The 14216-nt window shown below is 36.5% G+C and carries 11 protein-coding genes; 7 read left to right on the plus strand and 4 right to left on the minus strand.

What is annotated here, in order from left to right:
- Nucleotides 1–28 precede the first annotated feature (28 nt).
- The 4 genes from rbfA (at nt 29) to radA (ending at nt 6066) form a co-directional block, all read left to right on the plus strand.
- On the plus strand, nt 29–412 hold the full coding sequence (gene rbfA / locus OO013_RS12805; protein ID WP_266057237.1) for a 30S ribosome-binding factor RbfA: 384 nt from the start codon (nt 29–31) through the stop codon (nt 410–412).
- Nucleotides 412–1641, plus strand: coding sequence for an ABC transporter permease (locus OO013_RS12810; protein WP_266057238.1), 1230 nt, complete (start codon nt 412–414; stop codon nt 1639–1641). Before rbfA ends, OO013_RS12810 begins: the two co-directional genes overlap by 1 nt.
- Nucleotides 1642–1729: 88 nt before the next feature.
- Nucleotides 1730–4672, plus strand: a complete 2943-nt coding sequence (locus OO013_RS12815; RefSeq protein WP_266057239.1) for a DEAD/DEAH box helicase — start codon at nt 1730–1732, stop codon at nt 4670–4672.
- The gene (radA, locus tag OO013_RS12820; protein ID WP_266057240.1) at nt 4672–6066 is read left to right on the plus strand and encodes a DNA repair protein RadA; all 1395 of its coding nucleotides are present in this window, start codon (nt 4672–4674) and stop codon (nt 6064–6066) included. Before OO013_RS12815 ends, radA begins: the two co-directional genes overlap by 1 nt.
- Here radA and OO013_RS12825 read toward each other — a convergent pair.
- Nucleotides 6055–6957, minus strand: coding sequence for a 1-aminocyclopropane-1-carboxylate deaminase/D-cysteine desulfhydrase (locus tag OO013_RS12825; protein ID WP_266057241.1), 903 nt, complete (start codon nt 6955–6957; stop codon nt 6055–6057). The two genes, radA and OO013_RS12825, sit on opposite strands and share 12 nt — an antisense overlap.
- Nucleotides 6958–6987: 30 nt before the next feature.
- Between OO013_RS12825 and OO013_RS12830 the strand changes: the two genes are divergently transcribed.
- Both OO013_RS12830 and hemH read left to right on the plus strand, forming a co-directional pair.
- On the plus strand, nt 6988–8013 hold the full coding sequence (locus OO013_RS12830) for an RluA family pseudouridine synthase (RefSeq protein ID WP_266057242.1): 1026 nt from the start codon (nt 6988–6990) through the stop codon (nt 8011–8013).
- Between the two features lie 38 nt (nt 8014–8051).
- The gene (gene hemH / locus OO013_RS12835) at nt 8052–9068 is read left to right on the plus strand and encodes a ferrochelatase (protein ID WP_369414890.1); all 1017 of its coding nucleotides are present in this window, start codon (nt 8052–8054) and stop codon (nt 9066–9068) included.
- A gap of 32 nt (nt 9069–9100) precedes the next feature.
- Here hemH and OO013_RS12840 read toward each other — a convergent pair whose 3' ends face one another.
- Complete coding sequence (locus OO013_RS12840; RefSeq protein ID WP_266057245.1) at nt 9101–10036, minus strand: DUF6263 family protein; 936 nt, start codon at nt 10034–10036, stop codon at nt 9101–9103.
- A 124-nt stretch (nt 10037–10160) separates the two neighbouring features.
- On the opposite strand from OO013_RS12840, the gene OO013_RS12845 reads away from it, so the two are divergent.
- Nucleotides 10161–11459, plus strand: a complete 1299-nt coding sequence (locus OO013_RS12845) for an amidohydrolase (protein ID WP_266057246.1) — start codon at nt 10161–10163, stop codon at nt 11457–11459.
- 50 nt (nt 11460–11509) lie between these two features.
- Here the strand turns inward: OO013_RS12845 and OO013_RS12850 are convergent, their stop codons facing one another.
- Both OO013_RS12850 and glmM read right to left on the minus strand, forming a co-directional pair.
- Nucleotides 11510–12646 carry a cysteine desulfurase family protein gene (locus tag OO013_RS12850; RefSeq protein WP_266057247.1) on the minus strand — a complete coding sequence of 379 codons (1137 nt, stop codon included), beginning with the start codon at nt 12644–12646 and terminating at the stop codon, nt 11510–11512.
- Between the two features lie 103 nt (nt 12647–12749).
- Nucleotides 12750–14147 (minus strand): phosphoglucosamine mutase, encoded by a 1398-nt coding sequence (glmM, locus tag OO013_RS12855; RefSeq protein ID WP_266057249.1) that lies wholly within the window; start codon nt 14145–14147, stop codon nt 12750–12752.
- Nucleotides 14148–14216 lie beyond the last annotated feature (69 nt).

Genomic DNA, 14216 nt, shown 5'->3' on the forward strand with positions numbered 1-14216 from the left:
ATAACAAAATTTGAGACATATTTGTAATATGAGCGTAAGTCAAAGACAATTAAAGTTTGCAAGGCTGATCCAGGAAGAGCTTAGCCAAATTTTTCAAAGAGAGGGAAAAAATGTAATAGGGAACGCTTTTGTTACGGTTACAAGAGTTGAAGTTTCCCCGGATTTGAAAGTTGCCAAGGCTTATCTCTCCCTTCTGGCTGAAAAAGATAAAAATGCGTTTATCGAGAACCTTAATGAAAGAAAGTCAGAAATAAGAAAACATCTGGGAAACAGAATTGCCAAGCAGGTTAGAGCTATTCCGGAACTTATCTTCTATCTCGACGAAGGAGCGGAATATGCAGGCCGCATAGATAGTATCCTGAAAGACCTGGATATCCCACCAGAGGATGACCAGGAGGAAGACGAAAACTGATGATTAATCTCCCTTATCTTTTTGCGAAAAAGTATTTCTGGTCACGTAAAAAGAAAAACTTCATCCACGTGATCTCAATCGTATCAATGGTAGCTATTTCCATTGCTACAGCTTCTTTAATAATTGTATTGAGTGTCTTTAATGGATTAGAAGGGTTATTAACTTCTCTTCTTAATGATTTCGATCCACAGATTAAGATTTCTGCTAAGGTTGGAAAAACGTTTCATATCGATTCGGTTGAATCAAAGTTAAATAATATTCCTTCCGTTGAAGTAATCACCCCGGTTATTGAAAATAATGCGCTGATCAAATACAATAATGCCCAAACTCTTGTTACAATAAAGGGAGTCGATGACAATTTTAAAAGCCAGGGAAGAATTATTGGATCTATCGTAAGAGGTGACTTCAACCTTAAAAATAACGAGGTAAATTATGCCGTGATGGGTTATGGTTTATTTGATGACTTGCAGATATCATTGGAAAATGATTTTAAAGCTCTTCAAGTATTTTATCCAAAAGAAGTAAAACCTGGATTAATCAATCCTGACCGTGCAGTCAAACGAAAATCTATATTGCCGTCCGGCGCTTTTGCTATTGAAAAACATTATGATGAAAAATTCATGATCGTTCCATTAAGATTTGCCTCTGATCTTTTCGAATATGAAAAAGGCCAAGTTACAAGCATTGAGATCAAAACGATGGAGGAATCGGATCTTAATGATGTCAAAGAAGATATTCAGCAAGCAATAGGGCCTGGTTTTACCGTATTAACAGACAGAGAACAGCACGCTGATATACTGAGAGCCGTAAAACTTGAAAAACTATTTGTTTTTATAATTTTATCCTTCATTCTGACAGTTGCTTCAATTAATATATTCTTTTCATTGAATATGTTGGCAGTAGATAAAAGGCGAGATATAAGCATATTATTTGCCATGGGAAGCCCTGATAAATTAATTAGAAAAATTTTTCTATACGAAGGTTTCATTATATCTCTTGGAGGAGCAGTCACGGGTATTATTATTGGATTTACTCTTTGCTATCTACAACAAGAGTTTGGTTTTATAAGCATGGGAATGCAAACTGCTGTCGTTGATTCATACCCTGTAAAAATGTATTGGGGAGATTTCGTTGCCACCGCAATCACAATCTGTGCGATCACTTTTATCATTTCATTTCTACCTGCCCGGTCTGCAGTGAAAGCTGCTGATTTAAAAGAACTTCAATAAAATGTAATTTTTTTCATCAACCTTAACTTGCAAGGGTACACAATTTCACCTAATTTGGTATTCATTGTTTGCAAAAATTTGACGCATTATGAAGGTTTCGAGCGCTCAGCCGTTTCAAATCATTTATTCAGTTTTTGAACATGAGTATCTCGGATATCTATTCGAATCTTACATTGTTCATCTCGATGATAATGGAGGTCTGACTTTTCAGCATCAGAATATTTCAATTAAGAATGCTGAAGAGTTTAGTTCAGGTCTTGATGAAGTTGACTATAAGTTGATCGAGTTTATGGACAGTATGCAGCAGGATGTTGTTGCCAGAAAGTTTTCAAAGAAACCAATGAAAACTGAAGACTTTTTCCTGAAAGTTTTTGATAAGGAAAAAGGAAATAAACTTCTGCAGAAGGAAATTGAAAGGTATCTTGATTTAAGACGCGCTGAAATCCTAAAAAAGATTAAAGGTAAAAGACTATTCGAGATGGGCTCTGATGGAGAACCCGCCTGGAAAGAGATCTTTTATCAGGATAAAGCTGCGACTATCCTTTTTCATTTCCATCGCAATGAAGACAATACTCACTACTGGCCAACTATTAAGCATAACGGGGCAAAAGTAGAGTTTACTTATAAGGATGCATACATTCTTTGCAATGAGCCTGCCTACATGGTTGTGGAAGGTAAGCTTTACCACTTCGAAAAAAATCCGGAAGGTAAAAAGCTTATTCCATTTCTTAGAAAGAAATTCATTCTTATCCCTGGCAAAATCGAGGAAACTTATTACGAAAAGTTCGTTTGTCCATTAATTGCAAATTTTGATGTGACTGCTAAAGGCTTTGATATTATCAATGAAGCTTATGGCGTTAATCCATACATATATTTCTCTACATTAGCAGCGGCAGAAACAACCCAGGGTACTTTATTCGATGATAAAAAACCTGGTGCTGACGTTGAAGACAGAGAAAAAATTCTATTTGAACTCAAGTTTAAATACGGGCCGTATGAATTTAAAGGTGAGGCTAATCAAAAATCATCCGTCAGGATGGAAAAAACAGAAGACTCTTTTCTTTTTCATAAGGTGAGTCGTGACCCTGAAAAAGAAAAGCAGATCATCCAATACCTTAAAGAGATCGACCTTTTATTAAAACATGGCAGGCTTACTCTTTCAAAGCAAGATGCATTTGCCTGGTTAACCTTATATAAGTTTAAACTTGAAGAGAAAGGATTTAAACTAATACAGAAAGATGTAGAAAATAAAAAATACTTTCTGGGCAAGCCAAACATTAACCTTGAGGTCAATGAAAAAAATGACTGGTTCGATATTCACGCTGTTATTGAATTCGGTGATTTTAAAATCCCATTTAAGGATCTTAGGAAATATATAGTTAAAAAGAAAAGAGAGTTCTCTCTTCCAAACGGTGAAATTGCTGTAATCCCTGAAGCCTGGTTTTCAAAATATGGAGAGCTATTTTCATTTATGCATGAAAATGGGGAGGATTCTAATGAGAGAATGGCTCTGAATAAGCATCATGTTGCTTTAGTTGATGAATTAAAGCACGGGAATCTTGCCAAAGTTAATATTTCGACAAAACTCGAATCGCTGAAAGATTTTGATAAAATCGATGACTATCCGATGCCGGAAAATTTCAGTGGGACATTAAGACCTTATCAAAAGGCAGGTTTCAACTGGATGAAATTTCTGAATAATTATAATTTCGGTGGTTGTCTTGCTGATGATATGGGATTGGGAAAAACTGTTCAAACTCTGGCTCTTCTTCAAGATGAAAAAGATCAGGGAATGGATAAAGCGTCTCTTCTTATTATGCCTACCTCTCTTTTATACAACTGGCAAAAGGAAGCAGAAAAGTTCACTCCAAATCTTAAAGTATTTCTGTATACCGGCACTAACAGGGAAAAGGATGTTAACCAGTTTGAAGGGTATGATATTATTCTGACAAGTTACGGTATTGTAAGACTTGATGTAGATATTCTTAAGGATTACTTCTTCAACTATATTATTCTTGATGAATCACAAGTCATTAAAAACCCTAATAGCAATATTGCAAAAGCTGTAAGGGACCTGCGATCTAAATTCAGGCTCATCCTTACAGGTACTCCACTAGAAAACACCACATTAGATCTTTGGTCACAGATGTCGTTTGTAAATCCTGGCTTACTTGGTTCTCAATCATTTTTCAAAAATGAATTTTTGCAGCCAATTGAAAAAAATCAGGACGAAACAAAGATCAAAAAGCTATATAATATAATTAAGCCTTTCATCTTAAGAAGGCATAAGTCACAAGTAGCAAAAGACCTTCCTCCTAAAATTGAAAACATCATCTATACTACGATGTCACCTGAACAAGAGGAAAAATACGAAGAAGTCAAAAGTTTCTATCGAAATAAGATCATGGATGAGATCGAACTTCAGGGTATGAAAAAAAGCCGCATGATGGTTTTACAGGGATTAACCAAACTGCGTCAGTTGGCTAACCATCCTAAAATGGTAGAAGAAGATTATAAAGGGGAAAGTGGAAAAATGGAAGATGTTATGATCAGATTAACTGATGCTATTAGTGATGATCATAAGGTACTTGTGTTTTCTCAATTTGTGAAGCACTTGAATATTGTTAAGAAACAGCTTGATAAGGAAAAAATCAAGTACTGCTACCTCGACGGTTCTACCAAAGACAGACAAGGAGCGGTAGAAAAATTTCAGGATGACCAATCAGTCAAAGTATTTTTAATATCATTAAAAGCGGGTGGTTTGGGCTTAAACCTGACAAAAGCAGATTATGTTTTTCTGTTAGATCCATGGTGGAACCCTGCAATTGAAGCTCAGGCTGTGGACAGAGCTCATAGAATAGGTCAGACAAACCAGGTATTTACTTATAAGTTCATTATGAGAAATACGGTTGAGGAAAAAATATTGACACTCCAGCAAAGCAAACTAAAATTAGCTGATGAGCTAATTAATACAGAAGAAAGCTTTATGAAGAGTCTTGACAAAGCAGATATAGAAGCATTATTCACCTGATGGCTAAACAAAAAACAGCATTCGTTTGTGATAGTTGCGGCTATGATTCACCAAAATGGCTCGGAAAGTGCCCTTCCTGTTCTCAATGGAACACATTTAAAGAGATTAAATTAGGTTCCGGGAAAAAAAATGAACCTGAAGCATTATGGGAGGAACCAGAAAATAAGTCAAATGGCTTGAATAAAAACAAAGCGACCAGGCTTTCTGAAGTAAGCTCTGACGAACAACCCCGTATTATAACTGAAGATCTTGAATTTAACAGGGTGTTAGGTGGAGGAATCGTACCTGGCTCATTAGTCTTAATTGGTGGAGAACCAGGAATTGGTAAGTCAACATTAATGCTTCAGATTTCTCAATCTTTAGGGACGAACAAAAAAGTACTATACATAAGCGGAGAAGAAAGTGCTCAGCAGATCAGCATGAGGGCAAAACGAATGTCGCTTGATTCTCATGAAATATTTTTATTAACAGAAACACAGATTGACCATATATTCAACGAAATTAAAACGATAGATCCAGATCTTATCATCGTTGATTCAATTCAAACTACAGTTACTCCTCAAAACGATTCGATGGCTGGTAGCATTACCCAGATCAGGGATTGTACTGCCACCTTCATGAAGTTTGCCAAAAAAACACAGACCTCTGTAATCTTAATAGGCCACATAACTAAAGACGGAAGCATTGCCGGGCCAAAAATTTTAGAGCATATGGTTGATACAGTTCTTCAGTTTGAAGGAGATAGACATATGAGCTACAGGATTTTACGTACAACCAAAAACAGATTTGGAAGTACGGCTGAACTGGGCATTTATGAAATGATCAAAGACGGACTGAGGCAGGTTAATAATCCTTCTGAAATATTACTATCTCAACGTGAAGAACATGCTTCAGGTATTGCCATCGGAGCAACGCTTGAGGGTAACAGACCATTACTTGTAGAAATTCAGGCTTTGGTAAGTACAGCAGCCTACGGAACGCCTCAGCGGACTTGCACCGGCTTTGATGTTAAAAGGCTTAACATGCTACTTGCTGTTCTTGAAAAAAGAATGGGCTTCCGCCTGGGTTCTTTCGATGTCTTTATCAATATCGCAGGGGGAATAAAAATTGAAGATCCGGCAATTGACCTGGCGGTATGTGCAGCCGTAATTAGCAGCGCCAATGAAATACCAGTCCCAAAAGATGCATGTTTTGCCGGAGAGGTAGGACTTAGTGGTGAGATCAGAGCTGTCAACCGAATTGATAGCCGCCTGGCAGAAGCTAGTAAACTTGGTCTTGATACTTTTTACCTGAGCAAAATGCAAAAAAAATCTATAAGCAATGAATATAATAAACTTAACCTGGGATGGTGTAATAAACTTGGGGACGCATTGTCAGATTGGTTAGTCAGATAAGTTTTTTGTATATCCACGCCAGCCTTGCAAGCCCCCCGTATGAATAAATAATATTCTAGATCCCATTTTAAAATATTTTTGACTTATTTTATCAATCAACCCATACAAACCTTTACTTGTATAAACCGGATCTGGTAATATGTTATATGTATTTTGAAATTCCTTACAGAATACTTGCAGTTCATCAGGGAACTTTCCATATCCCCCAAAAGTATATTCCTGCCAGATAATCAATGGATCTGTTTTCGTTTTGATCAATCGGTCATTTATTTCTTTGAGCGTATCAGTAAGATTTAGCGCGGGTACTGCTATAATTTTTGTTTCATATTCATTAACCGCCTTTGCAATACCTGCAGCAGATGTCCCTGTTCCGGCACACACTACTATATAATGATATTGACTTATATTTTGTACCCGGTGAATCATATCTTCAATTCCTTTTTCACCAGTTTGACCAGCACCTCCTTCAGGAATTATCAGAGAATCAGGATGATCATTTTCTATATTGTTCAAAAAATTAACATCATATCTTCTTTTATAATCTTTTCGACTTATAAATTTCAATTTCATGCCGAATTGCTCAGCATCAGATAATGTGGGGTTTAGTTTTTTTGTCGCAAGTTCTTCTCCACGAATAAATCCTATTGTATTAAATCCGAATTTTTCTCCTGTGTAAGCCAGAGCATGTATATGATTACTATAAGCACCTCCAAAACTTATTAAAGTATTAAGGTTTTTAGCTCGGGCCTCCTCAATATAATACTTAAGCTTCCAATACTTATTTCCACTTATCAGGGGATGTAAAAGATCTTCTCGAAGTATATCGACTTGAACTTCATGCTTTTCAAATAAGGAATTAAACAATCGGTCAATTATTGGTGGCTTTTCCATAAATCAAAAATAGACTAACTTCGCAATTCAATGCAAGATATAGAAGAGTATTCAGATAGCGATGAATTATACGAACACTATCGTATAATCTGTGATCCTAAACAAACTTTACTTAGGATCGACAAGTTTTTAATGGACAGATTACCAAATGTGACCCGTTCAAAATTACAAGCTGCCATTAAAGATGGGTTTGTAAAAGTAAACGATAATTTCGTTAAACCTAATTACAAGGTTCATCCAGCTGACGAAATTATTATTGCATTACCTGAACCTCCTAAGGAGTCAGAAGTGATCCCTGAAGATATTCCTCTGGATATTAAATATGAAGATGATCACTTATTAGTTGTTGAAAAGCCTGCTGGAATGGTCGTTCATCCGGCGTATAATAACTGGAGTGGTACGCTGGTTAATGCATTGGCTTATCATTTTGAACAGCTCCCCGAAATGCCCGGCAATACCGGAAGACCTGGCCTGGTACATCGCATTGATAAAGACACCAGTGGATTATTAGTAATTGCTAAATCTGAAAAGGCAATGACAGGATTAGCTAAACAGTTTTTTGATCATTCTATCGACCGAACATATATCGCGATGGTATGGGGGATCCCTAAAGAAGATCAAGCAACAATAAACTCTCCTCTGGGCCGACACCCAAAAGATCGACGAGTTGTAACCGTAGTTGATGAAGAAAAGGGTGGTAAACACGCAATTACTCATTATAATGTTATTGAAGATCTTAGATATGTTTCCCTGGTTCAGTGCAAATTAGAAACAGGAAGAACTCATCAGATCAGAGCCCATATGAAATCTATTGGACACCCTTTATTTAATGACAGCACATATGGTGGAGATAATGTTTTAAAAGGAGCCCGGTTTTCTAAGTACAATAGTTTCGTAGAAAACTGTTTTAAGTTAATGCCAAGACAGGCCTTACATGCAAAATCACTGGGTTTTATACATCCAATAACAAAAGAGAAATTATATTTTGAATCTGAGTTACCGGACGATTTTATATCCGTAATAGAAAAATGGAGACATTACGTTCAATATAATTAAACATATACTTTCTTTTAGTGTTTGATTCAAATATGAATATGAAAAATAAAAAAACTGGAGTTTTACTTATCAATCTTGGAACACCTGATAGTCCCAAGGTTTCGGATGTCAGGTCTTATCTATTTCAATTTTTAAATGACCCAAGAGTCATTGATATTCCAGCAGTTTTAAGAAAAGTGCTGGTGAATGGTATTATAGTTCCGTTTCGCGCACCTAAATCAGCTGAGGAGTACAAAAAACTATGGACTGAAAAAGGGTCTCCTCTACTATATTACAGCGAGCAAACAAAAGAAAAATTACAGGAGGCATTAGGGGGCGAAATAACTGTGGAACTGGCTATGAGGTATAAAAACCCTTCAATTCCAGATGTACTCGAAAAAATGAGGAAAGAGAATTATGACAAAATAATTATTCTCCCATTATTTCCGCAATATGCTTCCGCAACCAATGGATCTGCTATTGAAGAGGTTTTCAGAGTTATCAGTAAATGGTGGGTTATTCCTGAACTTGAATTCGTTGGTCAATTTTATGATCACCCACTTTATATACAGGCATATGCTGAACTTGGTCGTCAGTTTAAAATAGAAGATTACGACCATGTTATATTCAGTTATCATGGACTACCTACACGACAAGTTGATAAAGTTTATGACACTGGTCTTTGCGAAGATAGAGATTGCGAAAAAGAGGTTAATGAAGAAAACAAATTTTGTTATAAAGCGACTTCATATGCTACAACCAGAGCAATAGCTGAAGCATTGAACATTCCTGAGGAAAAATATACAGTAGCCTTTCAGTCTAGATTAGATAACAAATGGCTTGAACCTTTTGCTGATAAAACGATAATAGAACAAGCGAAGAAAGGAGCAAAAAAATTATTGTTCTTCAGCCCTGCATTTACTGCAGACTGTCTGGAAACAATTGTTGAGATAGGAGAGGGATATCAGGAATTATTTGAAGAACATGGAGGAGAAAAAGTCCAACTAGTTCCCAGCCTCAACGATCATCCAACCTGGATAGAGTGTTTAAAAGATATAGTAATAAAAAGGGCATAAAAAAAGGCTGCTTTTTTAGCAGCCTTCTTTTCTTATTTTAAGTTTTGTACTTTTATCTGGGTAGTTAATTCCATTGGAATTACCATTAACTGGCCACTAGCCGGTTCAGTAATTTTCACATCTCCTTTAGCTACTTGCATATATAGTGCTTTTTGAGGTACCGACTCAGAATCTAATAATGCCTCTCCCTGAAGCTGACCTGAAAGATTAATTTTAGCAGGCATTCCCATCAAATTCATTGATGCTCCTTCAGAGGTCTTCATGTTACCTTTAATATCAACTTTAGCCATAGAGTTTTCAGTGGTAGCATAATTGAAATCCTTTGAAGCTTTCATGCTAAAGCTTGATACAGAAATTTCACTTGTTTTACTCCATGTATCCCCTTTAGAAGCACCTCCTTCTTTAAGAGTTATAAAAATCTGATTAAACATGTCTGCAATCTGGTCTTTCGACATTGATGCTTCCAGCTGATTTTTTAACATATCTACCTGAGCCGGAGGTAAGTTCTCTAAAGAGGCTACTATTTTATTAATTAATTCCTCAGCTCCTTCAAGTTCAGAAATGTTTCCGTTGTTATCTATTTTAAAAGTGTATTTATGCCCTTTTAAGTTTTTATAAATCATTCCGGTTTGTCCACCTCCTTTTTCAGAATCTTCCGAATCGAATTCTGAAACACTACCATTTGCTGAAGATTTATTCTTAAACGATGAAATCACAGCTTCCATAGTACAAGATGAACTAGAAGCTTCTGATACACTTATATCAAACACATATACTGAGGAATTTTCAATTTCTTGTTTTTGACTCATTATAGTTTGTACAACTTTTGTGTCAGAAGAATATGAATATTGAAATGAATCGCCCTCATTAAATTCATAGCTAATTTCTTTCTTTAGTGTGGTGAATGCGAAAGAAATCATCACACCAAATAGAATCAATACTGGTAAGTGTTTTAGTTGTCTAGTCATTTTTCTTTTTATTTCTAGTTGAATGATTATAAAGAAAAGCTAATTTAATAAACATTTTAACTTTAGATAAGATAATTTTTATATAATAATCAATATTTTGATGAATGGTAAAAAGAATACATCTATGAAGCAACTAATCATATTTCTGGTTTTTTTATTCCCGGTAATCATATCAGGGCAAAAATTAAATGAAAAAGCCGAAGAAAAAGCCGCTGAAATCGAAGAAAAAGTCATCGAATTAAGACGATATTTTCATCAGTATCCTGAACTAAGCAATCGTGAATTTAAAACAGCAGAAAAAATAGCTAATCACCTGAGATCATTAGGAATAGAAGTTCAAACTGGCGTGGCAAAAACAGGCGTCGTCGGAATCCTTAAAGGTGGAAAGCCTGGACCTGTAATTGGTTTAAGAGCAGATATTGACGCACTTCCTGTAACTGAAAGAAATGATCTGGAATTCAAAAGCGAAGTAATAGCTGAATATAATGATCAGGAAACTGGTGTAATGCATGCCTGTGGACATGATACCCACATTGCTATTTTGATGGGAGTGGCAGAAGTTCTCTCTTCGATGAAAGATGATTTAAAAGGAACTGTCAAGTTCATATTTCAACCTGCAGAGGAAGGAGCTCCTCCGGGTGAAGATGGTGGTGCTGAATTAATGGTCAAAGAAGGGGTCTTAAAGAATCCGGACGTAGATGCAATTTTCGGTCTTCACATAAATGCAGGAACTCCTGTCGGTCAAATAAAAATTAAAAAAGGCGGTATAATGGCAGCTTCTGATCGGTTTGTGATTAAAATAAAAGGAAGCCAGACTCATGGTTCTACTCCCTGGGGAGGTACAGACCCTATTGCCATTTCGGGGCAGATAATTAACGGTCTCCAGCATATTATCAGCAGACATACCGAATTGACAAAAGAAGCTGCGGTGATAAGTGTAGGAATGGTAAGGTCCGGTGTCAGGTTTAACATCATTCCGGAAGAAGCGGAACTAACAGGAACTATCAGAACACTGGATAGTGATATGAGAGAAGAAATACATCGTCGAATGAAACTGGTAGCCTCCAACATTGCCGAATCACATGGGGGCACTGCAGAAGTTGAAATTCAGAAAATGGTGCCTGTCACATATAATAATCATGAGCTTACAGAAAAAATCATGCCTTCTCTTAAAAAAGCAGCCTTAAATGGTGACCTGGTTATAACAAAAGCTATCACTGGTGGAGAAGATTTTGCTTATTTTCAGGAAAAAGTCCCGGGTGTTTATTTCTTCATTGGAGGAAAAGTTGAAAATAATGATAAGAGAAAAGAAAAAATAACCTCTCAACATCATACCCCTGATTTCATGATTGATGAAGCTGGTATGCTAACAGGCATGAAAGCGTTTCTAAATATTACTCTCGATTATATGAATAACAATTAATAAAAAAAGCCCTTCAATAATAGAAGGGCTTTTGTTTTGTTTTATTTTATTCAGGCATTTACCCGATCAAATTCTTTAATTGTATTAACGAGGTAATCTGCTTCCTCTTCGGTATTAAACCTTCCAAATGAAAATCTAACTGCTGCCTCATTTTCATTTCGATCTAATTCAGCAAGAACATGTGAACCAGTGGCCGCACCTGAGGAGCAGGCTGATCCACCAGAGCAAGAAATTCCTTTGAGATCCAAATTAAACAATAGCATGTCTTTATCCATTCTTTCAGGAAAGTTTACCGATAGGACAGTATATAAACTGTTTTTCAAGTTATTGCTCATTCCGTTAAAGGTTACACCTTCAACTTCATCCTTTAATCTTGTTATGATTCTGGTTTTAACTTTTTCAATATTCGCCCGATCTTCACTCATCTCATCATAACTTAATTCAAGTGCCTTTGCAAGACCCACAATTCCATAAACATTTTCGGTACCTCCTCGAAGGCCTCTTTCCTGGGCTCCACCATGAATAAAAGCGGGTATTCTTTTGTTTTTATTCACGTAAATAAAACCGGCTCCTTTGGGCCCGTGGAACTTATGGGCTGATGCAGCCAAAGTGTTTAAATCGAGTTTTTTTACATCATGCTCGAAATGCCCCATGGTTTGAACAGTGTCAGTATGAAAAAAAGCCTCATATTCTTTACACAGATCAGAAACTTTTTGAATATCTGTGAGGTTTCCAATCTCGTTATTTGCATGCATCAAACTTACAATTGTTGACTTATCCTCCTTTAATAAACTCTCAAGGTGATCATAATTAACCACTCCATTTGAATCTAATTCAACAAAGCAAAGCTCTATACCGTGTTTGTTTAAATACTCTGCGGTATGTAAAACAGCATGATGCTCTATTCTGGAAGTGATTAATCTTTGATAGCCAAATGTTTCGACAGCGCACCTTAAAGCCATGTTGTCAGCTTCAGTACCACCGGAGGTGAAAAATATTTCAGAAGGAGTTGCATTGATAAGCTGGGCTACCTTTTTCCTGGCACTTTCGATTTCTGATCTGACAGCTCGTCCATGAGCATGTGTCGATGATGGGTTTCCATAGCCATCTCTCATCAGTGGGATCATAACCTCCAGTACTCTTTCGTCTATTGGAGTTGTCGCAGCATTATCAAAATAAAACCTCATTATTAAATTATTTTATTTACAAAGATACATAAATTTCAGTTCGATTAAATAAAAAAGGGACTGGCTATTCGCCAATCCCTCCAAATATCTTACTTAGTTAATTTTAATCTCTGTGATGAATAATTTCTCTGATATCATCCATTATTTTTTGAGCTAAATGTTCTGCTGTAGCCTGTGATTCTGACTCACTATAAATTCTTATAATTGGCTCAGTATTACTTTTTCTCAAGTGTACCCATTCCTTATCAAATTCAATCTTAACACCGTCTACAGTATTAACAGGTTGCTTATGATATTTCTTCTTTACTGAATTTAAGACCTCATCAACATCGATTTCTCGTGTTAATTCAATCTTATTCTTAGAGATATGATAGTTAGGATACTTAGACCTGAGCATGCTGGAAGATTTTCCAAATTTAGCCAGATGGGTCAGGAACAATGCTATGCCAACCAAAGCATCCCTTCCGTAATGAAGCTCCGGATAAATAATACCTCCGTTTCCTTCTCCACCTATTACCGCATTGACCTCTTTCATTTTTTCAACCACATTGACTTCACCTACTGCTGAGGCGGAGTATTCTCCTCCATGCTTCTCTGTCACATCACGTAACGCTCTGGTAGAACTCAAGTTCGAAACAGTATTTCCTGAACCATTGGTCAAAATATAATCTGAAACAGCAACAAGGGTATATTCTTCTCCAAAAGGAGTTCCATCGTCACAGATTAAAGCAAGCCTGTCTACATCCGGGTCAACAACGATTCCAAGATCAAAGCTGCCCTTTTCCATTGTTTTTATGATGTCTCCGAGGTGCTCTGGCAAAGGCTCTGGGTTATGAGCAAAAAGACCATCAGGTTCACAATGTATTCTTTCTATTACAAGAACGCCAAGAGCTTCCAGTAAGCGAGGAACAGCTATTCCTCCTGAAGAATTAACTGCATCGACAACTATTTTAAATTTTGCTTCTTCAATAGCCTTTTGATCAACTAAAGGGAGGTCCAAAATCTTTTTTATATGGATATCGAGTGCATCTGGTTTTTCGGAAATAGAACCAAGATGTTTAACTTCAGAAAAAGTTGTATCTCCTTGCTCGGCAATTTCCAGGATCTTTTTTCCTTCGTCACCAGAGATAAATTCCCCTTTATCATTAAGAAGTTTTAAAGCGTTCCACTGAATAGGATTATGAGAGGCTGTAAGAATGATTCCTCCATTTGCATTTTCTTCAACAACCATCATTTCGACGGTTGGGGTAGTAGATAGTCCGAGATCAACAATATTAATTCCAAGCCCTTGTAAAGTTGCGCATACCAGGTTATTAATCATTTCTCCTGATGGGCGGGCATCTCTTCCAATTACTACTTTAGCCTTATTTCCTTTGTTCTTTTCGAGTAGCCATTGACCGTATGCTGAGGCAAATTTTACAGCATCGAGTGGAGTTAAGGCTTCGCCTTGTTTACCCCCGATAGTTCCTCTAATTCCGGAAATTGATTTAATTAACGTCACTGATAAATAAGTTTATATTCCTTCGAACAAATCTAGTTAATCTGAAGGAACTATTTTTAACGACCTGAA

Source organism: Mangrovivirga halotolerans (genome assembly GCF_026241165.1).
In the GTDB taxonomy this organism is placed as follows: Bacteria; Bacteroidota; Bacteroidia; order Cytophagales; family Cyclobacteriaceae; genus Mangrovivirga; species Mangrovivirga halotolerans.